Annotated in this window: 16 protein-coding genes; 4 read left to right on the forward strand and 12 right to left on the reverse strand. The window is 66.4% G+C overall.

Features of this window, described 5'->3' with window-relative positions:
- The first annotated feature begins 2 nt into the window (after positions 1-2).
- The gene (gene paoC / locus WG901_RS19950) at positions 3-2,213 is read left to right on the forward strand and encodes an aldehyde oxidoreductase molybdenum-binding subunit PaoC (protein ID WP_339588881.1); all 2,211 of its coding nucleotides are present in this window, start codon (positions 3-5) and stop codon (positions 2,211-2,213) included.
- A gap of 349 nt (positions 2,214-2,562) precedes the next feature.
- On the opposite strand, the gene WG901_RS19955 is transcribed toward paoC, so the two are convergent.
- Genes WG901_RS19955 through WG901_RS19965 form a run of 3 tightly spaced genes read right to left on the reverse strand, consistent with a single transcriptional unit; the run spans position 2,563 to position 7,139 of the window.
- On the reverse strand, positions 2,563-5,640 hold the full coding sequence (locus WG901_RS19955; RefSeq protein WP_339588882.1) for a TonB-dependent receptor: 3,078 nt from the start codon (positions 5,638-5,640) through the stop codon (positions 2,563-2,565).
- A gap of 24 nt (positions 5,641-5,664) precedes the next feature.
- Positions 5,665-6,609, reverse strand: a complete 945-nt coding sequence (locus WG901_RS19960) for a FecR family protein (protein WP_339588883.1) — start codon at positions 6,607-6,609, stop codon at positions 5,665-5,667.
- A complete protein-coding gene (locus tag WG901_RS19965; RefSeq protein WP_339588884.1) occupies positions 6,606-7,139 on the reverse strand; it encodes an RNA polymerase sigma factor in 534 nt (177 codons plus the stop codon). The genes WG901_RS19960 and WG901_RS19965 overlap by 4 nt, the downstream gene beginning before the upstream one ends.
- 247 nt (positions 7,140-7,386) lie before the next feature.
- Here WG901_RS19965 and WG901_RS19970 point away from each other — a divergent pair, with 247 nt between their 5' ends.
- Together WG901_RS19970 and WG901_RS19975 are read left to right on the forward strand one after the other, a co-directional pair.
- Positions 7,387-10,032: a TonB-dependent receptor gene (locus WG901_RS19970; RefSeq protein WP_339588885.1), complete on the forward strand. Its 2,646-nt coding sequence runs from the start codon at positions 7,387-7,389 to the stop codon at positions 10,030-10,032.
- Between the two features lie 14 nt (positions 10,033-10,046).
- The gene (locus tag WG901_RS19975) at positions 10,047-11,492 is read left to right on the forward strand and encodes an alkaline phosphatase family protein (RefSeq protein ID WP_339588886.1); all 1,446 of its coding nucleotides are present in this window, start codon (positions 10,047-10,049) and stop codon (positions 11,490-11,492) included.
- A gap of 36 nt (positions 11,493-11,528) precedes the next feature.
- Here WG901_RS19975 and WG901_RS19980 read toward each other — a convergent pair whose 3' ends face one another.
- Both WG901_RS19980 and WG901_RS19985 read right to left on the reverse strand, forming a co-directional pair.
- Entirely contained in the window at positions 11,529-12,227 is a 699-nt protein-coding gene (locus tag WG901_RS19980; protein WP_339588887.1) for a pirin family protein, read from the reverse strand.
- A gap of 56 nt (positions 12,228-12,283) precedes the next feature.
- Positions 12,284-12,982, reverse strand: coding sequence for a pirin family protein (locus WG901_RS19985; RefSeq protein WP_339588888.1), 699 nt, complete (start codon positions 12,980-12,982; stop codon positions 12,284-12,286).
- Between the two features lie 112 nt (positions 12,983-13,094).
- Here WG901_RS19985 and WG901_RS19990 point away from each other — a divergent pair, with 112 nt between their 5' ends.
- Positions 13,095-14,024 (forward strand): LysR family transcriptional regulator, encoded by a 930-nt coding sequence (locus WG901_RS19990; RefSeq protein WP_339588889.1) that lies wholly within the window; start codon positions 13,095-13,097, stop codon positions 14,022-14,024.
- Here the strand turns inward: WG901_RS19990 and WG901_RS19995 are convergent, their stop codons facing one another.
- The 7 genes from WG901_RS19995 to WG901_RS20025 all read right to left on the reverse strand — a co-directional run bounded on the left by WG901_RS19995 (position 14,025) and on the right by WG901_RS20025 (position 20,414).
- Complete coding sequence (locus WG901_RS19995) at positions 14,025-14,729, reverse strand: YoaK family protein (protein ID WP_339588890.1); 705 nt, start codon at positions 14,727-14,729, stop codon at positions 14,025-14,027.
- Between the two features lie 99 nt (positions 14,730-14,828).
- Positions 14,829-16,187, reverse strand: coding sequence for an alginate export family protein (locus tag WG901_RS20000; RefSeq protein ID WP_339588891.1), 1,359 nt, complete (start codon positions 16,185-16,187; stop codon positions 14,829-14,831).
- Entirely contained in the window at positions 16,180-16,596 is a 417-nt protein-coding gene (locus tag WG901_RS20005) for a DoxX family protein (RefSeq protein WP_339588892.1), read from the reverse strand. Before WG901_RS20005 ends, WG901_RS20000 begins: the two co-directional genes overlap by 8 nt.
- A 25-nt stretch (positions 16,597-16,621) precedes the next feature.
- Positions 16,622-18,565, reverse strand: coding sequence for an amidohydrolase (locus tag WG901_RS20010; RefSeq protein ID WP_339588893.1), 1,944 nt, complete (start codon positions 18,563-18,565; stop codon positions 16,622-16,624).
- Complete coding sequence (locus WG901_RS20015; RefSeq protein ID WP_339588894.1) at positions 18,562-18,810, reverse strand: DUF1427 family protein; 249 nt, start codon at positions 18,808-18,810, stop codon at positions 18,562-18,564. Before WG901_RS20015 ends, WG901_RS20010 begins: the two co-directional genes overlap by 4 nt.
- A 20-nt stretch (positions 18,811-18,830) precedes the next feature.
- Positions 18,831-19,670 (reverse strand): alpha/beta fold hydrolase, encoded by an 840-nt coding sequence (locus WG901_RS20020; protein ID WP_339588895.1) that lies wholly within the window; start codon positions 19,668-19,670, stop codon positions 18,831-18,833.
- 84 nt (positions 19,671-19,754) lie between these two features.
- Positions 19,755-20,414, reverse strand: a complete 660-nt coding sequence (locus WG901_RS20025) for a hydrolase (RefSeq protein ID WP_339588896.1) — start codon at positions 20,412-20,414, stop codon at positions 19,755-19,757.
- Between the last annotated feature and the right edge of the window lie 258 nt (positions 20,415-20,672).

Raw genomic sequence — 20,672 nt, forward strand, 5'->3', positions numbered from 1 at the left:
CGATGAAATTCGACACGCCCGCAGGCACCAACCCGATCGACCAACTCAAGGTCGTGGGACGGCCGACAGATCGCATCGACGGCCCGCTGAAGACCACCGGCACCGCATCCTACGCCTATGAGCGCCACGACGTCGTGCCCAAACAGGCCTATGGCTACATCGTCGGCGCGGGGATCGCGAAGGGCCGCATTTCCAGCATGGATACGCGCGAAGCCGAGCAAGCACCGGGCGTGCTCGCGCTCGTGACGACGCTCGAACATGCCAAGCCGCTGCCGCTCGGCAAGATGAACGTCGCGCATCTGTTCGGCGGTAGCGAGGTGGCGCATTATCACCAGGCGATCGCCCTTGTGGTGGCCGAAAGCTTCGAGCAGGCCCGCGCCGCGGCGAGCCTGATCCGCACGAGCTATGCGCGTTCGGACGGTCGGTTCGACCTGGCCAAGGCCGCGCTCACGGCGTCCTACGAGCCGATCGACGACGAGGCGCCGAACCCGCAGGACATCGAACGCGTCGGTGATTTCGCCGGCGCCTTCGCCAAGGCCCCGGTCACGGTCGACCAGACCTATAAGACGCCCGGCGAAAGCCATGCGATGATGGAGCCTTTCGCGACGATCGCTGCCTGGGAAGGCGAGAAGCTGACGGTCTGGACCTCGAACCAGATGATCGCCTGGTCGAAAGCCTCGCTGGCCAAGATCCTGTCGATCAAGCCCGAGAACCTGCGGATCGATTCTCCGTTCATCGGCGGCGGCTTCGGCGGCAAGCTGTTCGTACGCGCCGATGCCGTCCTCGCGGCGCTCGGCGCCAAGAAGGCCGGTCGCCCGGTCAAGGTCGCGATGCAGCGCCCGCTGATGATCAACAATTCGACCCATCGCCCCGCGACGATCCAGCACGTCAAACTCGGCGCCACGCGCGACGGCAGGCTGACGGCGATCCACCATTCGAGCACGAGCAGCAACCTGCCCGATGGCGGCCCCGAAGTCGCGGTCCAGCAGACCAAGCTGGTCTACGCCGCGCCCAATCGCGAATACTGGCTCAAGCTCGCGGTCACTGACCTGCCCGAAGGCAATGCCATGCGCGCGCCGGGCGAGGCGCCGGGGCTGATGGCGCTCGAAATGGCGATGGACGAACTGGCCGAGAAGCTCGCCATGGATCCGGTCGAGTTGCGCATCGTAAACGACACCCTGGTCGATCCGGCCAAGCCCGAGCGTCGCTTCTCGCAGCGCCACCTCGTCGAATGCCTGCGCACGGGCGCCGACCGGTTCGGCTGGTCACGTCGCCAGGCCAAGCCTGCGCAAGTGCGCGACGGCGACTGGTTGGTTGGCCTGGGCATGGCGGTCGGCTTCCGCAACAACCTGCTGCAAAAGTCGGCAGCGCGGATCAAGCTCGGCGGCGACGGCAAGCTGACGGTCGAGACCGACATGACCGACATCGGCACCGGCACCTACACCATCCTCGCGCAGACCGCAGCCGAGATGCTCGGGGTTCCGCTCCGCGACGTCGCGGTCAAGCTCGGCGACAGCGACTTTCCGGCCTCGGCCGGATCGGGTGGCCAGTGGGGCGCGAACAATGCGACCGCGGGGCTCTATGCGGCCTGCGTCAAGCTTCGCGAGACCGTGGCCCAAAAGCTCGGCTTCAACGCAGGCGAAGTGACCTTCGCCGATGGGAAGGTCAGCGCCGGCAACCGCTCACTGCCGCTCGCGCAGGCTGGACCGCTCACGGCAGAGGACGGCATCGAGTACGGCACGCTCGACAAGGAGTACCAGCAGTCGACCTTCGCGGGGCACTTCGTCGAGGTCGGCGTCGACGTTTACACAGGCGAAACGCGCATCCGCCGGATGCTGGCGGTCTGCGACGCGGGCCGGATCATCAATCCGAAATCGGCACGCAGCCAAGTGATCGGCGCCATGACGATGGGCGCGGGCGCGGCGCTGATGGAAGAGCTCGCCGTCGACACGCGTTTCGGCTTCTTCGTCAACCACGACCTCGCGAGCTACGAGGTGCCGGTCCACGCCGACATACCGCACCAGGAGGTGATCTTCCTCGACTATCCCGACGACAAGTCCTCGCCGATGAAGGCCAAGGGCGTCGGTGAACTCGGGATCTGCGGCGTCGGCGCGGCGATCGCCAATGCGGTCTACAACGCTACGGGCGTGCGCGTGCGCGACTATCCGATCACGCTCGACAAGCATCTCGAGAAGCTGCCGGCGATCGTCTAGCGAAAGGGTCGCGATCCGCCGGTTGGTCGGCGAAATCCCCCCGCCACATCGGTGGGCGTAGCGAGGGGACCTTAGATGCCCTTGACCCGGGTCGCTAATGGCCAAGGACCATGTGCGCTCAGCAGCAACGGACGACCAGACATAGAGCAGTGCGGCGAAATGACCGGTGCCGCCGACGGGCGGAGCGTGGAGACCCGTCGGGACGATGTGATCAGGCGACCACTTGGATTGGCAAGGTCTTCCACACGGAGGACTTTTCTTGGAGCGATCGCATTGTCGGCGGTGTCGGCCTCAATCGGCCATAATCTCGGCTTGGGGACGCTCTTCGTTCTGTTTCGCAGCGGCGCTCCTAAATGCGCAACGCAATCGTGGTGAAGAGGTATCGCCCGACCTGATCGTACAACGTGGTGTCCTTGTAGACCGGATAGACCTGCGGTGGGCGGAGATCGGACAGGTTTCGCACACCGAAGGAGGCCACGAGTGCCTCGCCGATCTCGTGCGAGAAGGAGATGTCGGCATAGAGATAAGGCTGCAGCCTATTGCGGTCGTAGACCTCGTCGGACTCCGCGTTTATCGCATAGCGCCCGGCGCTGATGAAGCGCAGGTTGAGCGCCGCGCCGAAAGGCCCGGCATTCCAGGCGATCTGCGCATTGCCGCGAAAGCGCGGATGCTCCCAGTCGCCGTCGTAGCGGACATTGCCCGCACCGAAGCCCGGCATGCTCAGGACCATGTGCCGCAGCAGGTAGGTGCCCTGCAGGTCGAGCTTGAGCCGTCCAAGCCCCAGCCCTCGCTGAACCGACAGACCGAGATCGATCCCGCGGGCCGTCATCCTCGCCGCGTTTACCTGCTGGGTCGAGATCGCCGTCACCCGGCCGTCGGAGGGATCGCGCGAAACGGCATCGCAGAACAGGTTGGCGATCGTCGGCAGATCGACGCAGAGATCGAGTATGGTCGTATAGTCGAACTGCGTGACCGCCTCGCGGATGCCGATGTCCCAATAGTCGATCGTCAGTTCGGCCCCCGGTAGGAAAGCCGGGCGCAGCACAGCACCCAGGGTCAGGCTGTTCGAGGTTTCCGGGCGGAGATCGCGGTTGCCCTGGGTGGTGATGATCGGACCGACCTTGAAGTCGCCGAGCGGCACCAGGATACCCAGCGCCCGACAGTTCGCCGAACGCGTGTCGCTCTGGTAATAGTCCGCAGCTTCGCAGGGGTCCGTGATCGAGCCCGCTTGCTTCTGAACGGGAACTTCGTAGAGTTCGCCGAAATTGGGCACGCGGACACTGCGCGAGCGCATGGCACGCAGCAGCAGGCCGCGCACCGGCGACCAAGTGCCGCCGAGCTTCCAGGTCCCCGTGGTCCCCACGGCGGTGTATTTCGACAGACGAAAGGCGCCCTCGAGATCGAGGCTCTCTGCAAAAGGCCGTCCGCGCAACAGCGGCGCCTTGGCCTCGCCGTAGAGCTCCCAGACGTCGAATTCGGCGTCGAGATCGGGATGAACCGTGTAGCCCGAGCCGCCGTAGGTGAATTCGCTCCGGGCGAGCGGATCGTCGCGCGTTTGCAGCGTCTCGCGGCGGTACTCGGCACCGAACACTAGCCCCAGCCGGCCAGCAGGCAGGGCGATCGGGCTCCCGCTCGCGTTCATGCCCCAGATCTGCTGGCCATTGACACGCCGCTCCCTGCGGGTCCCTAGCACGTAACTGGCGAGCGCAGGCGAAGGACGGTCGTCGCCGAACACGTTCAACGGAACGCAGCCGGCGCGCCGCGCCACCGTGTCGCGGCAGGCCGGCAGGCCGGTCACGGGATCGGCAACAACGTCGCGCGCGGCGAGCCAGTGCGACATCACCGGAATGTCGGTGGTCCGCACGTCGTCGGTCGTGCGCCCGAACTGCTGGAACGCGCTCCAGCGCATTCCGGCGCCGAGTTCGCCCTCAAGCGACTGTCCGATCGTGAGGCTGTGCCGATGGTGATACTCGCGCATAATCGGGAAATTGCCGAAGGTGCGCTCGATCGCGAGCGTGGTCAGGCCATTGTCCAGCATGAACCGGCGCAGACCCGCGGGGAGAAAGGGATTGTCGAGCCTGGCCGTGGAGCCGCCGGCACCGTCGAACCAGATCGGCCGGCTGTCGTCGCGCGGTCGCGGAAAGCTGGCCGTCCCGCGATTCTGGGACACGCCGAAATCGGCATAGGCACGATAGGTCAGGCGGTCGGAGGGCGAATATTCGACGTGACCAATCACCGCGAGTGAGCGGAGCCCGCCACGCAATTGATCGGCATCGCGCAGGTTACGGCCGTCGCCGCCGTTGCCGTAGCTGAACTGGCCCGGATAGAGCGATTGCTCATAGGCCGCAGGGCGCGGTGTGCCGTTCTCAACGAGATAGGAGCGGCCATCGAAAAAGAAGCTGGGCTGATAGGCATAGTAGATCTGCCGGAAGTCGGGCGCGGTGATCTGGTCAGGTATGCCGTCGTTGGCGCCGGTATTGGCAGGATTGGCGACGCTGCGCAGGTAGGTGCGATAGCGCTGCGCATAGTCGAGCGGCGCGATGTCCGAATAGGTGCCGCCAATGGCGATGGACCCGCGGCCATCGGCAAAGCTCGTCCCCGTCGCCAGCGACAGCGTGCTTTCGCGCGCATCGCCGCGTTCCGCGAGGCCTTGCGACAGGGACAGCTCGAGTCGGTCGAGCTTCTGCCGCGTGACGATGTTGATCGCGCCGGTGACCGCGTCAGCGCCGTAAATCGCGGTGGCGCCGCCGGTGATGACCTCGATCCGCTCGATCATCGCCGCGGGGATCATGGTGATGTCGACCGCGGACGACCGCGCCGAGCCCGACACGCGGCGCATGCCGTCGATCAGCGTCAGGCTGCGGTTGGCCCCGAGATTACGCAGCGAGACCGAAGAGACACCCGCATCCCACCCTTGGCCGAAAGCGTTGCCCAGTCCGATCCCGGCGGCGATCGAAGGTTCGGCGATCAGCACGTCGTAGGCCGAGTTGCGGCCGAACCGCGCGGCTTCGGCCATGTCGACCCGCCGCACCGGCATGGCGGATTTCGCCTGGACCTGCGGCAGGCGCGAGCCGGTCACGACGATCGGGCTGGGTGCCTCGGTTCCCGCCGGAGTGTCATCCGCCGCGAGCACGACCACGGATCCGTCGAAGGACAGCACGGTGATGCCCGAGCCGGCCAGCAGGCGGTCGAGCGCGGCGCGAACCTCGAGCCGCCCTTCCACGGGCCCGGTCGACTTGCCCTGAACGACCGCCCCGGCGGCGAGCACCTGGATACCGGACTGCCGTGAAAAGACCCTTATGCCGTCTGCAGCGGGCTGCGCGGATATGTCGAAAACGCGCTCGCGCGCCTGGGCCGGAGGCGCAGTCGCGACGAAGGCGGCGCTGGCCGCGATGATCAGAGACGCTCGGCGGGAATAGAGGGGCATCGTGGCGCTAGCCTTGCGGCCCCCTCATTTCTTTTCGATGACGAGCGTCCCTGCGTGCTCCACGACGCGGGCCCCGGCGATCGTTGCGGCCGCCCTGGCGAACTGCTCGGGCCGATCGCTGCGGAACCCGCCCATGATCACCACGCCGCCGATCGCCCGATCGGCAATGATGATCTGCTTGCCGCCGACCCGGTTGAAGCGCTGCGCCGCCTCGCCGATCGAGGTATTGTCGAACCAGAACTCGGTCGGCGCGCGCGCGGGTTCTGCCCGGACGGCGGCCGCGGCGAACTTCGCCGGATCGAGCGTCAGCGCATTGCCCGCATGGAGTATCACGGCCTTGTGGCGCGCGCCGTCGGCCCAGACGCGAACGCTGCCTTCGGACACGCTCACCGCGCCGCCCGACGCACCGACGCGACGGACCAAATAGACAGTGCCGGTGGCTTCGGCGTAGACTTGGCCCGAACGCACGATGAAGGGACGCCTCGGATCCTTGGCGACGTGGAAGGTCGCCGCGCCGTGCTCGAGCGTAACGCTGCGCACGCGGCCGACCATGGTCGAGGCGATCTTGCCGTCCGCTTCCAGCGTCACCGACGAACCGTCGGCAAGCGTCAGCGCGCGGGATGCGCTCGGCGATAGGCGATCGAGCAGGCCCGGCGCGCCGACAACGATCGTCAGGGCGAGACCGGCGGCCACGGCCATTCCTGCGGCCGGCGGCCAGCGACGGCGGGACGGCACGGTGACGGGCACGTTGTCATCGTCGTTGCTCGGCGTGGGAACCGGGCTCGCGAGCACGGCCTCTTCGAGCACATAGTAAGCCGCCTGGGCCCGCAGATAGGCCCCCTGGTGCCGCCGATCGGCGGCCAGCCAAGCCTCGAAAGCATCGGCCGCGGCCATGTCGTCGAGCGCATTGCGCGCGGCCCAGACGGCGGCCTGCTCGTCGATGCGATCCCGGGTTTCCAAGCCGGTCACGAGGGACCGCCTTCCTGGTCCTTCAACATCTTTAGCACCCGGCGGATTCCACGCGTCACGTGGTTCTCCACACTGTGTTCGCTGATCCCCAACTGCTTCGCGGTTTCCTTTTGCGACAGCCCCTGGAGGCGCCGCAGTTCGATAACGCGGCGGCAGGTGAGCGAGAACGTGGAAAGCAACCCGTCGATGCGCAACAACTCCTGCGTGGCTTCCGCCGCGCGATCGGCGCGGGGATATTCGTCCTCGACGGACCAGAGCTCGATTTCCGTCATGGCCTTCTCGCCGGCGACCTTGCTGCGACGGAACGTGTCCATCGCGATCGAGCGCGCGGTTGTGAAGAAATAGGCGCGGCCGTTTTCGATATGCTCGATCGAGCCCAGAGCAGCGATGCGGCAGTAGGCTTCCTGCACCACGTCATCGACGTCGAGCGCCGAGCCCCAGCGACGGCTCAGCCAGCCGCGCACCGAGGCCTCGTGCGGCAGGATTTCGACGGCCACCCAACGGGCGATCTTTTCGCGAGGTGCGGTCATCGGGACCTTGCCGCCGGTTCCAGGACTCAGGGCTTTCTCCGCCATGAAGCAAGCGCGCCCGCCTTAAGCGGCGTTCTGTGACGCCAGAATGACAGGCCTCGAACATTGCCTCGGCGACCTGCGCCGCACGAACAAGCTTCATAAAAATGTCACTTAAAATACCAAAAAGTGAAATTTAATTTCTGATGACGGAAATTAATGGCACCTCCGTCGCAGGGCTATCTGTGGAGCACATAGGGGCCCTTTCATGCAGTTTGTTCGTTTCGCGTCTTTCGCATCCGTCACCGCGCTGGCCTTGGCCGCGGTACATCCCGCCGTCGCCCACGCAGAAGAGGGCGCCGCCGCTGCGGACAGCGCGGCGGCCGACGAGAGCGCGCCCGGCGACATCGTCGTCACCGGCAGCGCACTGCGCGGCAAGGAGACGATCAACGAGCGCCGCAAGGGCCTCGGCGTGGTCGACTCGATCAGCCAGGACGACACCGGCGATCTCGCCGACGAGACCCTGGCCGAGGCGCTGATCCGCCTGCCCGGCGTCAACGACATGCAGACGCTCTATGGCGAGCAGACCGCGAAATACATGTCGATCCGTGGCATTTCGCCCGATCTCAACTTCGTCTCGTTCGACGGCATCGGTATGTTCTCGGCCTCGAACGACGGCGCGGGCAGCCGCCGCGTCGATCTTGCGCTGATCCCGACGCAGGTCGCGCAGACCACGCAGGTGTTCAAGACCTTCACCGCCGACATCGACGGCGGCGTGATCGGCGGCGCGACCAACATCGTGCCCTACAGCGCGCTCGACGGCGAGAACCAGTGGAACCTCAGCGTCCGCGCGCAGTACCGACCGAGCTCGACCGACGTCTATGCCGGCAACAGCTTGGGCGACTATGTCGACACGCCCTGGGGCGGCACGGTCAAGGGCTTGCTCGTTCGCAAGTTCGGCGCCGAGGACCAGTTCGGCGTGGTCGTCAGCGGGGTCTTCACGCAGGAATCATGGGGCGCGTCGAAGCCCAACATCAATGCTCGCACCTACTTGAACGCCGCGGGCCGAACCGCGGCCGAGGATCTGTCGGATTGGAACGGCAATGCCGCGATGCCGAACCGCGTCCGAACGCTGAACTACACCAAGTTCCGGCGGCTGTTCGGCGGCTATCTCGGCCTCGAATATCGCGCCGCGCCCAACCTGACGCTGTCGGCCTCAGCCTTCGCCTACAAGCAGGTCGAGGACCAGACGCTCAACGACTACCGCGTCGATAGCATCGCCAGCCCGGTCTACGAGAGCAAGACCGTGGCGCGGATGAAGATCGGCGTGATCCGGCCTTTCGTGAACTACGACCACTTCAGCACCCAATTCCGGGGCGGCATCCTCAAGGGCAAGTGGGGCATCGACGCGGCGACCACCTTCGAGGTGCGCGGCGGCTATGGCCTCAGCCGCTTCCGCAACGCCGATCTCGGCGTCGGCTACACCTACAGCCCGACCAACGACTTCGTGACGTTCGACATGACCCAGTCGCGGCCGACCTTCACCTTCTCGAACCCCGCCGACATGATCAACATCGCCAATTTTTCGGGCTTCTCGGCGATCGACATCTACAACGACACCGATTTCGAGTCCTTCGAAGGCCGCGCCGACCTGCGCCACAACTACAGCGGCGACAGCCTGGGCTTCGGCTTCGCCGCCGGCTTCGACGGACGCACGGTCGATGCCGTGCGCGACATCAAGAACATCACCTACAACACCCCGACCGGCAAGCTGGGCGCGCTCGGCTTCGTGCCCGACAACATCTCGTTCGGCTTCCCCTATCCGACGGTCCACGTCGATCTCGCGGGCTTCAACGGTCAGGTGAAGCCGGGCCTCACGGTCAACAACGCGACGAGCCTCAGCGCCTCCTATGCCAGCGACTACGGCTACCGCGAGACGATCCTCGCCGGTTACGCCAGCGCCATGTACGCGACCGACACCCTGCGCGTGATCGGCGGCGTGCGTCTCGAGGACGTCGACTTCCGCGCCAAGGTGCCGCAGCGCGTGGGCACGGTCTACAATGGCACGCTCGGGGTCTATGACGGCGGCTATCGCTATGCCCTGCCGTCGGCCAGCCTGACCTACGACCTGTCGCCTGAACTGCGCCTGCGCGCGGCCTATTCGAAGTCACTCGGCCGCCCGGCCTTCAGCGACATCGCCCAGGCCGAGCTCGTCAACAACGAGAGCCTGACGATCACCAAGGGCAACCCCGATCTCAAGCCGCGCAAGGCGAACAATTTCGATCTCGCGGTCGAGCAGTATTTCAACGGCGGCAACGGCCTCGTCTCGCTCACGGGCTTCTACAAGAAGATCGACGACGAGATCTTCGAGCTGCGCACCCAGCAGGATCGCGGCGGCGTGGTCTACGACGTGACCATGCCGCTCAACGCCACGAGCGCCTCGCTCAAGGGCCTCGAGTTCCAGGTGATGGACAATGCGATCGCCTGGCTGCCCAATCCCTTCAAGGACAAGCTCGGCGTGTCGTTCAACGTCGCGCGCATGTGGGCGCACATGAGCTACATATCGGCCGGCAACACGATCGAGCGCGACAACCTGCTGTTCCAGCCGGACTGGGTGATCAACGCCAGCATGTTCTACAAGCTGCCGGGCGACGGCGAGGTGCGGCTCGCCTATCGCTGGGCCGACAAGAACCTCAACACGGTCAGCGCCCAGCCTTACGCCGACTACGTGCTCAAGGCGCGCGGTCAGATGGACGCCTCGCTGCGCCTGCCGATCACGCCCAACCTGATCGTCAAGCTCGAGGCGAACAACCTGCTCGGCAACGACTACTCGATGATGCACGGCTACTATTCGGAGCGTTACACGCTGACGCAGGACCGCAAGTTCTTCCTCGAAATCGTGCTCAAGCACTGATCGGGAGCGGCACCGTGAACCCCACCTCAGGAAACGTCACCCGCCGCCGGCTGCTGCGCAGGACGGCCCAGGCCCTCGCCTTTTCGGCGGGGGCCACCCTGATGCCGCCGAACCTGCAACGGGCGCTGGCCCAGGCGCCGCGCCGCGCCGGTTCGATCAAGGACATCAAGCATGTCGTCATGCTGATGCTCGAGAACCGCTCGTTCGATCACTACTTCGGCACCCTGCCGGGAGTACGCGGTTTCGGCGACCCCAAGGCGCTGACGCTGTCGACCGGGCGGAACGTGTTCCACCAGCCCGACCCGCTGAACCCCGACGGTTATATGCTGCCGTTCCATCTCGACACCGCCGACCACGCCGAATTCATCCCTTCGACGAGCCATGCCTGGGCGACCCAGCACGCGGCCTGGAACGGCGGCAGGATGGACAACTGGCTACCCGCGCACCGCGCTGCCGACGGCGATCACGGGCCCTATACGATGGGCTATTTCAAGCGCGAGGATATCCCCTTCCACCACGCGCTGGCCGACGCCTTCACCATCTGCGACGGCTATCACTGCTCGGTGATGAGTTCGACCCGGCCCAACCGGCTCTACTATCTGAGCGGCACGATCGATCCCGAAGGCCTTGCCGGTGGCCCGCACACCACGCAGAAGACCCCGCCCGAGGGGCTGCGCTGGAAGACCTATGCCGAGCGGCTCGAAGAGGCCGGCGTCAGCTGGAAGGTCTACCAACATGCCGACGACGGCACCGGTTTCAACCTGCTGCGGCTGTTCAGCCGGTTCATGGATTCTGGGCCGCAGTCGCCGCTGCGGCTCAAGGGCATGCCTGCGGCGTCGGACGGCGAGTTCGAATGGGATGTCATGCACGATCGCCTGCCGACCGTGACCTGGCTCTGCCCGACCCACGAAGCGTCCGAGCACCCGCACGAGTCGATCCCCTCGGCCGGCGCCGAGTTCATCGCGGCCAAGCTCGATGCTCTGGCCGCCAATCCCGACGTCTGGGCCAAGACCGCCTTCATCCTCAATTACGACGAGAACGACGGCCTGTTCGATCACGTGCCACCGCCGGTCGCGCCCGACGGCACGCCGCACGAATTCGTCGACGGGGTCCCGATCGGCGCGGGCTTCCGCGTGCCCTGCATCATCGTCTCGCCCTGGACCAGGGGCGGCTGGGTTTGCAGTCAGCCGTTCGACCACACCTCGATCCTGCAGTTCCTCGAAAGGGTCACCGGCGTGCAGGAGCCGAACATCTCGCCTTGGCGACGGCGCACCTTCGGCGATCTGACCGCGGCCTTCCGCTTCGGCGAGGCGCCGGCGCGCGCCCCCCAACTGCCGAGCACCGCCGGTCTGTTCCACCGCGGACGCCATGCCAAGCAGCATCTCGCCGTGCCGCCGCTGCCGAACGGAGCACAGCAAGCTCCGACACAGGCAAGCGGCCGACGTCGGCGTATTGACTGACGGGACGGCGTCGTGGCGGGCGTCAAGATGTCAGCATCATGGTAGATCGATCAGCAGGACCTCCGCCTGGGTTTCGGCTTCGATCGTCAGAGCGGTCTCCCCAGTCAGCGCCGCGCCGTCGCCTTCCCGCAACTCCGTCCCGTTCAACCCGATGATCCCGCCGATCACCTGCACCCAATAACCGCGTTCGGACGACAGGTCATGCGACAGGTCCATGCCCTCGTCCAACCTCGCGAGTTCGAGACGGGCGTCCTGCCGCAGCGTCAGAGAGCCGTCCCGCCCTTCCGGGCTGGCGACGAGCAGCCAAGCGTTGCGGCCCGCGGTCATGGGGAAGTGCTTCTGCTCGTAAGACGGAGCGGCGCCGGCTTCTGCGGGCACAATCCAGAGTTGCAGGGCGTGGGCGCGCTCATCGAGGCTCGGGTTCATCTCGCTGTGTCGGATGCCGGTGCCCGCACTCATGCGCTGGACGTCGCCCGCGCGGATCAGCGCCTCGTTGCCGAGGTCATCGCGATGCGCGATTGCGCCGTCGAGCACGATCGTGACGATTTCCATGTCCGCATGGCCATGCTCTGAGAATCCGGCCCCAGGGATCACGAAATCCTCATTGAGCACGCGCAATGCGCGAAAGCCCATGTTCTTCGGGTCGCGATAGTCGCCGAACGAGAAGCTATAGAAAGCGTCGAGCGTCGAGCCCTTCAAGCGGCCACGCGCGCCGCGGTCCCTGAACGTGATCATTGCCATTCCCTCCGCAGAGCGGGAGCGCCGCCGAACGGCAGCGCTCCCCTATTCAATCAGGCCGCGTCGACCAGCACGATCTCGCTGTCTTCGAGCGCGACGACACGCAGGACTTCGACATCGCTGATCGCGGCGCCATCGCGTGCGTTGATCCGCTGATCATCGATCTGCACGGCGCCGCTCGCCGGAACGAGATAGGCCTTGCGATCGCGGCCGAGTGGATATTCGGCGACCTCGCCCGCTTTCAGCGTTGCGCCGACGACGCGGGCATCGGTGCGGATCGGCAGGGCGTCGTTGTCGTTCTCGTAGCCCGAGGCCAGGGTGACGAACTTGCCCGAGCGATCGCCCTTGGGGAAAGGCTTGGCCCCCCAGGCGGGCGCATCGCCCTGACGCGTGGGCAGGATCCAGATCTGGAAGATCCGCGTGGCGACGTCCTCGCGGTTGTATTCCGAGTGGCGGATGCCCGTCCCGGCCGACATCACCTGGACGTCGCCCGCCTCGGTCCGCCCTTTGTTGCCCAGGCTGTCCTCGTGGGTGATCGCGCCTTCGCGGACATAGGTGATGATCTCCATGTCGCGGTGCGGGTGCGGCGGGAAGCCGGTGCCGGCCTCGATCGTATCGTCGTTCCACACGCGCAGGTTGCCCCACTGGGTGCGCTTGGGATCGTGGTAACCGGCGAACGAGAAGTGGTGCTTGGCATCGAGCCAGCCGTGGTTTTCACCGCCGAGGCTGTCGAAAGGGCGCAGTTCGATCATCGTCTATCTCCTTGTCGCGACGGAGCGCCGCGTCTTGAGAGATGTTCTAGCCCTTGCTCGCTTGCCTGATCAGATGGATAAAGTCGTTTCATTTGTTCGAGGATTTAGAAAAGTGAGCAATCCGGGTACTCCCACGCTCGACCAGTTGAGCATCCTACTGGCGATCGTTGACACCGGCAGCTTCGCCGCTGCGGCGCGCAAGCTCAATCGCGCGGTTTCGGCGATCAGCTATGGCATCGGTAATCTCGAAGCCCAGCTCGGCCTGACCTTGTTCGATCGCGAGGGAACGCGCCGGCCCAAGCTGACGGTCGCCGGCCGCGCGGTCCTGGCCGAAGCGCGCGCCGCGGCGCTGGTGATCGACGGGCTGCGCGCCAAGGTCAAAGGCCTGCTCGACGGGCTCGAAGCCGAGGTCGACCTCGCCGTCGACGTCATGCTGCCGGCCGAGCGGCTGGGCCGCGTGCTGCGGTCTTTCGCCGCCGAATTCCCGACGGTGCAATTGCGTCTCCATGTCGAGGCGCTGGGCGCAGTAACCGCGATGGTGCTCGACGGCCAGGCCGGCATCGGCCTTTCCGGTCCACTCTCGGCGGGCGTTCCGGGTATCGAGAGCCGGCTCGCAGGATCGGTGCCGATGGTGCCCGTGGCCGCGCCCGATCATCCGCTCGGGCGCATGACGGAAATTCCGCCGGGCGCCGGGCGCGATCACATCCAGCTCGTGCTGACCGACCGCTCGCGCTTTACCGATGGCCAGGATTTCTCGGTGATGAGCCCCAAGACCTGGCGGCTCGCGGACCTCGGCGCCAAGCACGCACTGCTGCGCGAGGGGATCGGCTGGGGCAACATGCCGCTGCCGATGATCGAGGCCGATCTGGTCGCCGGCACCCTGGTCCGGCTCTACATGCCCGACCATCTGGGCGGGACCTATCGCTTCGCGGGAATCTGGTGCCGCGCGACCCCGCCGGGCCCCGCGGCTTCGTGGCTGCTCGACCAGTTCGTCGCCTTCGGTGAGGAGGATCGCGAACTGGCCGGCATGGCTGACATCTGATCAGCCCGCAGACGCCTCGCGCGAGGCCGGGTGTAGCGCGCAGGCCAGCGTGCCGATCAGGACCAGCGCGCCCGCGAGAACCAGCGGCGGCGTCAGACCGAACCGCGTGACCAGCCAGGCCCCTGCCGCCGCGCCGAGGAAGATCGCCAGCACCGCGCCGACGCGCCGTGCCCAGTTGGGATTGCTGCCGCCGGCCAGCGAGGAGTCCGCGGCAATGCCGGTCAGGGTCAGGGTCAGGACCGTCGTCGTCAGGTCGGGAACCTTGAGCTGACGGATCGTCGCGTTGCGGAAGCCCATGGCCAGGCCTGTCAGCGCGATCACCGCGTAGAGGCTGCTGCCCGGCGTCTGGCTCGCGATATCGAAGTCGATCGCCACCGCAGCGGCGATCCACAGCAGCGCCGCCTCGATCACCGCCGCAGTCATCAGCCAGCGGTGCAGCGGCCGCCCTGCGTGCGCCTTGCCCGTCCGGCCGGCGACCAGCGCGCCGATCAGGAAGGTCAGCATGGCCACGAGATAGGGCGTGACGCGGAAGCCCGGCGTGCCCACGGCGGCAAAGCCCAGGAACACGACGTTGCCGGTCATGTTGGCGGTGAAGACCTTGCCCAGACCCAGCACGCTGATCGCGTCGACGAGGCCGGTGGTAATCGACAGCAGCAGCAGGAGCCAGTGGATCGGCGGGGCCTTGGCCGGTGCGGAAGCGGTCATGATAGTCTCCGGATTGATTGCCAGACCGGGTCTAGTTCGCGCGAAGATGCCGAGCCATCCGAATAAAGTCCTTCGGTTCGTTCGAAAGATCCGAAAAGCTCAGATCCGGAAATTCGCCTCGAGGCCGAGCATCGTGATGGTCTTCGCCGATCCGGTCTCACGCAGATAGGCCCCCGCAGCAAAGGCCGAGAGCGAGGTCGACAGCTCGAGCTCGGGCACCACCTGCCAGGACAGCGAGGCCTCGATCTCCTTGCCGATGAAGCGCGCTTGCGAGCCGCCTGGGCCGCGGATCAGGTTGCCAGGAATGTCGTAGATCCCGTCCCCACGGCTCGCGCGCCAATAGGCCATGCCGGCCACGCCGAGCGAGAGGTTGGGCCGCAAAGTCAGACTGACGCTCGGGTGCAGATTGACGATGTTGTAGGGACCGATCGGCGAGAGTTCGCCGAAATACTTGCCCTTGGGAAACAGCGCGTTGAACGTGCCCAAGGTGCCGTCGCCCGCGCGCTTGTCGCCGCTGATCATGTTGAAGCGCAGGGTGGCGCGCGGCTTCAGCGGCGCTCGCGCGAAACTGTGCGACACTTCGCTGCCGAGCGTCCAGGCGCGGATGCGCTGACCGGCGAAGCTGCCGAACTGGACCACGCCCTCGACGTTCCAGCGCCAGTCGCCCGCTGCGCCGTGACTGCGCAGGCCCAGGCTGTGCCGCTCCTCGCGTCCGTCAGTGCCGCCGAAACTCGCCGTACGATTGCGATAGCCGAGATAATAGACATCGAGCCCCGGCAGCGCGGCATAGGCGCCCCACAGCGCCTTGGTCGGCGAGGACCGGTCGTCGAAACCGCCCGCGCGCGCCTGGACCGGCTGGGTGTAGAACAGGCTGAGCTTCGCCGCGCCCTGCTGCAGATCGGCTCTGACACCGTCGAAGGCCAGCGGCACGTTGGGGCCATAGCGCGTGCCGACCAGCCGCTCAGTGCCCAGCGACAGCATCTGCCGGCCGGCGCGCACTGTTACGGGGCCCGCCGCAAGTTCGACGAAACCCTGGAGCAGGTCGGTGCGTGTCTGGTCGACGGGGCTCAACGACGGCGCGACGCCGACCGCATAGGCGGCGATGGGCTGGACGAAGGCGCGCAGAGGACCAGCGTGGAGATCGACATAGGGCGTCGCGCGCAGCCATAGATAGGCGTCATCAGGCGCCGGCGCGGCGCCCCAGAGATTGTCGCGAAAGCTCTCGACACGCGCGCGCAATTCGCCGCCGGTGCTCAGCCAGACTTGGCCGTCGGCGTCGAGCGAAACGTACTTGAAATCCTCGGTCCAACGCCCGGTGCGGTTGGCGGGATCGGCGAGCTGGCTCCAGTCCTCGTCGTAGCGCGTGTTGGTCAAGGTTGGCGGCTGCCAAGCCTCTCCCGGCTGTGCCAGCGCCGGCGCGGCGGCGAACAGCGCGGGCAGAAGCAGCAAGCTACGCACGGTCTTGTGTGCGCCGAAGCGAAACCATGGCAACCAGCATGAAACCACCGACCAAACCGAGATGCTCGAAGAAAGCGTTGGTCGCAGCGAAGCGCTCGCCCTCCGGCATCGTCCAGAAGGCGTTCGCCACCACCGCGGCAAGCAGGGTGAACACACCGAGCATCCCCGCGCCGAGCCAGGCGAGGCGGTCGGCCAGGATCAGCGCCGGGCCGATCAGTTCGACCGCGATCGTCAGGGCGGCGAAGACCACGGCAGGCTGCAGGCCGAAGTGCGCCTGCTCGGCCACTGCACCCTGCCAATCGATCAGTTTGACCAAGCCGCCCAGGAGATAAGGACTAGTCAGGGTCAGCCGTGCGAGAAGCCAGGCCCCTGGCCAGTCGAGCAGCGCGGCGATCGGGCGAGGTGTCATGTCGTCGCTCCCGGTCCAGAACGGCTCAGACGGCCCAGCAGCCGCAGCCGAGCGCACCCCAGAACGACTGGACGTCGGCCGCGGGGACGCTGGCACCGAGTGCGGCGGCGTGATCGTGGCCGTGGACGTTGCACGACGAAGCGCAGCCGCAGGCCGAGGCGAGCTTCTTCGCGTCTTCGGGCCGGCGATAGTGGCCGCCGAAGGTCGCGACTGGCGACCAGTCGGGCATCGCCTTGGGCAGCGCCGGGGCGAGCGGACCGAAATCGCCCTCGCCGTGCACCACCTTGCCGCCGAGCACGGTCAGCACCGCGCGCAGATGCGCGATCTCGCTTTCGGGCACGGTGAAGTAGTCGTCCGACAGCAGCGCCAGGTCCGCGAGCTGGCCCTTCTTGATCTGGCCCTTCTTGCCCACCTCGTTCGAGAACCAGGTGTTCTTCTCGGTCCACAGCCGCAGCGCGGTCTCGCGGTCGAGCCGGTTGCGCGCGGGGTAGAGCGTCAGCCCACCCACGGTCTTCGAGGTGACCAACCAGGATAGAGAGACCCAGGGGTTGTAGCTGGCGACGCGCGTCGCGTCGGTGCCCGCGCCGACGGGCAGTCCCGCGGCCATCATCCGCTTGATCGGCGGCGTCGCCTCGGCCGCCTTGGCGCCGTAGCGATCGACGAAGTATTCGCCCTGGAAGGCCATGCGGTGCTGCACCGCGATGCCGCCGCCGAGCGCGGCGATGCGATCGATGTTGCGCTCGCTGATCGTCTCGGCGTGGTCGAAGAACCAGTTGAGCCCCTGCAGCGGAATGTCGCGGTTGACCTTCTCGAACACGTCAAGCGCGCGGCTGATCGTCTGGTCGTAGGTTGCGTGGAGCCGCCAGGGCCAGCGGCGCTCGGCCAAGAGGCGGATCACCGGCTCGAGATCGCCCTCCATGCTCGGCGGCATGTCGGGGCGGGCGACGCGGAAGTCCTCGAAGTCGGCGGCCGAATAGACGAGCATCTCGCCCGCGCCGTTGTGGCGATAGGTGTCGTCGCCCTGCCCCGGCTTCACCTGGGTGGACCAGGTGGCGAAGTCCTTGAGCTCCTCCTTGGGCTTCTGGGTGAACAGGTTGTAGGCGATGCGCAGCGTGAGTTCGCCATCCTTGTGCAACTTCTCGACGATCTCGTAGTCGTCGGGATAGTTCTGCGAGCCGCCGCCCGCGTCGATCACGCTGGTGACGCCGAGCGAATTGAGTTCGCGCATGAAGTGCCGGGTCGAGTTGAGCTGATATTCAGGCGGCAGCTTCGGCCCCTTGGCGAGCGTCGCATAGAGGATCGTCGCGTTCGGCTGGGCCAGCAGCAGCCCCGTGGGATTGCCCTGGGCATCGCGCATGATCTCGCCGCCCGGCGGGTTCGGCGTGTCCTTGGTGTAGCCCACGGCGCGCAGCGCCGCGGCGTTGAGCAGCGCGCGGTCGTAGAGGTGGAGGATGAACACCGGCGTCTCGGGCGCGGCCTGGTTGATCTCGTCGAGCGTCGGCAGGCGCTTCTCGGCGAACTGGTGCTCGGTGAAGCCGCCAACCACGCGCACCCATTGCGGCGGCGGGGTGTTCTGTGCCTGCTTCTTGAGCATGGCCATGGCGTCGGCCAGGCTCGGCACGCCCTCCCAGCGCAGTTCCATGTTGTAGTTGAGCCCGCCGCGGATCACGTGGATATGGCTGTCGATCAGGCCGGGTATCAGCCGGCGCCCCTTGGCGTCGATCACCTTGGCATCGCCTCCGGCGGCATCGCGCACCTCCTGCTCGGAGCCGACCGCGAGGAACGTGCCGTTCCGGATCGCCACGGCCTCGGCCACCGGGTTCTCGCGATCGAGCGTAGTGACCCTGGCGTTGGTGACGATCAGGTCGGGCGCGGTCATGGCAAAGGTCTCCGTGGCGGTAAGCAGGGCGGTTCCGGCAGCGCTGGCGAGCGCCTCGCGCCGGGTTAGTCGGGGGCTGTGGCGGGTCATGCGTCGCGCTCGTCGTTGGCGGGCGGTCTGCCCGGGATGGCGGTGGCGCCGTCAGGGCGCACGAAGCGGGTCAGTTCCATCCGGTCCGCGAGGCGCCGGGCGATCGGCAGGGCCTGCTCGCCGAGCAGGATCCCCGCCAGCCCCACCAGGGCGATGATCGGCGGAGCGGGAGAACGGACACCCATCAGGTTGTAGGCGATTCCAACCAGGAGGCCCGCCCCCAGCGAAAGAAGATAGGGTTTCACGGTCCGTTCCCCCTTTTCGCTCAGGCCTGGATGAAGGCCAGCAGGTCGGCGTTGAGCACCTCGGCGTTGACCGTCAACATGCCGTGCGAGAAGCCCTCGTAGACCTTGAGCGTGGCGTTCGGCAGAAGCTCGGCCTGGCGCAGCGCCGCGTTCTTGTAGGGAACGACCTGATCATCATCGCCCTGCAGCACCAGCGTGGGAACGGTGATCGCCTGGAGGTCCTCGGTCTGGTCGGTTTCGGAGAAGGCCTTGACGCCCTCGTAGTGCGCCAGCGTCGAGCCCATCATGCCCTGGCGCCACCAGTTGTCGATCACGCCGGGCAGAACCGTCGCGCCCGGGCGGTTGAAGCCGTAGAACGGGCCGGTGGGAAAGTCGCGGAACAGTTGCGCGCGGTTGGCGGCGATACCGGCGCGGATGCCGTCGAAGACCTCCATCGGCAGGCCATCGGGATTGCCGTCGGTCTTGACCATCAGCGGCGGCACGGCGCTGACGAGTACGGCCTTGGCGACCCGCCCCTGCGGCTGTCCGTAGCGAGCGACATAACGCGCCACTTCGCCGCCGCCCGTCGAGTGACCGATGTGCACGGCATTGCGCAGGTCGAGGTGTTCGACGACGGCTGCCGCATCGGCCGCATAGTGATCCATGTCATGGCCGAAATCGACCTGGGCCGAGCGACCGTGACCGCGGCGATCATGGGCGACGACGCGGTAGCCCTTCGACAGGAAGAACAGCATCTGCGCGTCCCAGTCGTCCGAGGACAGCGGCCAGCCGTGGTGGAAGACGATCGGCTGGGCGTCCTTCGGACCCCAGTCCTTGAAGAAGATCTGGGTGCCGTCCTGCGTGGTGACGAAGTTGGTCATGGGGAATTCCTTGGAGGTCATGGGGAGAGTAAAACGGCGGCCGGACCGGCGGGGGAGCAAAAGATCCGACCGCATGGGAAGAGATTAGTGGCCGCCTTCCGAGGCGCCGAACATCATCTTTGCGTATGTGATACCCAAACCATAGGCGCCGCCCCACTTGGCAGCGATGCCGGTGGTCAGGCCGTAGGTCTCGCCGCGCGCCCAGTCGCGTTGCAGTTCGAGGAGGTACTGGAGCGACGTAATCGGCCGCGCACCCGCCTGGATCATCCGCTCGACCGCACGCTCGTGCGCTTCTTCGGAGATGTCGCCGCTGGCGTCGGTGATGACATAGGCCTCGAAACCCTGCTCGATCGCCGAGAGCACGGGACCGACGATGCAGACCGAGGTCCACAGGCCGGCGAAGACCAGGCGATCCCTGCCGATGCGGTTCACTTCCTCGATCACCGCGGCGTCTTCCCAGGTGTTCATCGAGGTGCGATCGAGCAGCGGCTGACCGGGAAAGGCGTCGGTGATTTCGGCGAACATCGGACCCGAGAAGCTCTTCTCGGCGACCGTCGTAAGCACGGTCGGGACCGCGAAACCGGCCGCGGCGTTCGAAACGAGCGCGGCGTTGTTGCGCAGCAGTTCGGGGGCGATCGACTTGGTGGCGAAGGCCATCTGCGATTGGAAGTCGATGAGGACGAGCGCGTGGTTCGTCGGCGAGAGCAGGTCCTTGGCGGGGGTCGGGGTGGCGGTGATGGGCATCGTGTGGATCCTTCCTGAACTTGTGAAGCCCGATCCGCTCGGGCTGATTGGAGGTTTAGGTCGCCCCATCTTGGCTAAACAGTCGGATAAATCCGTCTTGAACGTTCAAATTTTCAGAACAATCGTACTTCGACACTCGACGCACGGAGGTCGGGTCCGTGAACGAGGCGACCGCCTAACCGACGCGCGTGCTTCTCAAGCCTGAAGATAGGCCTATCGTGCGGACGGCGGCGTGCTTGGATGCGGGCCAGCACCTTC

Origin of the sequence: Novosphingobium anseongense (assembly GCF_037482895.1) — a bacterium.
Lineage (GTDB): Bacteria > Pseudomonadota > Alphaproteobacteria > Sphingomonadales > Sphingomonadaceae > Novosphingobium > Novosphingobium anseongense.

Excerpts from the sequence above, each read along its gene's own strand:
- paoC (WP_339588881.1), top strand. The coding sequence starts at position 3 with ATGAAATTCGACACGCCCGCAGGCACCAACCCGATCGACCAACTCAAG.
- WG901_RS19955 (WP_339588882.1), bottom strand. The coding sequence starts at position 5,640 with ATGCCCCTCTATTCCCGCCGAGCGTCTCTGATCATCGCGGCCAGCGCC.
- WG901_RS19965 (WP_339588884.1), bottom strand. The coding sequence starts at position 7,139 with ATGACCGCACCTCGCGAAAAGATCGCCCGTTGGGTGGCCGTCGAAATC.
- WG901_RS19970 (WP_339588885.1), top strand. The coding sequence starts at position 7,387 with ATGCAGTTTGTTCGTTTCGCGTCTTTCGCATCCGTCACCGCGCTGGCC.
- WG901_RS19980 (WP_339588887.1), bottom strand. The coding sequence starts at position 12,227 with ATGATCACGTTCAGGGACCGCGGCGCGCGTGGCCGCTTGAAGGGCTCG.
- WG901_RS19985 (WP_339588888.1), bottom strand. The coding sequence starts at position 12,982 with ATGATCGAACTGCGCCCTTTCGACAGCCTCGGCGGTGAAAACCACGGC.
- WG901_RS19995 (WP_339588890.1), bottom strand. The coding sequence starts at position 14,729 with ATGACCGCTTCCGCACCGGCCAAGGCCCCGCCGATCCACTGGCTCCTG.
- WG901_RS20005 (WP_339588892.1), bottom strand. The coding sequence starts at position 16,596 with ATGACACCTCGCCCGATCGCCGCGCTGCTCGACTGGCCAGGGGCCTGG.
- WG901_RS20010 (WP_339588893.1), bottom strand. The coding sequence starts at position 18,565 with ATGACCCGCCACAGCCCCCGACTAACCCGGCGCGAGGCGCTCGCCAGC.
- WG901_RS20020 (WP_339588895.1), bottom strand. The coding sequence starts at position 19,670 with ATGACCAACTTCGTCACCACGCAGGACGGCACCCAGATCTTCTTCAAG.
- WG901_RS20025 (WP_339588896.1), bottom strand. The coding sequence starts at position 20,414 with ATGCCCATCACCGCCACCCCGACCCCCGCCAAGGACCTGCTCTCGCCG.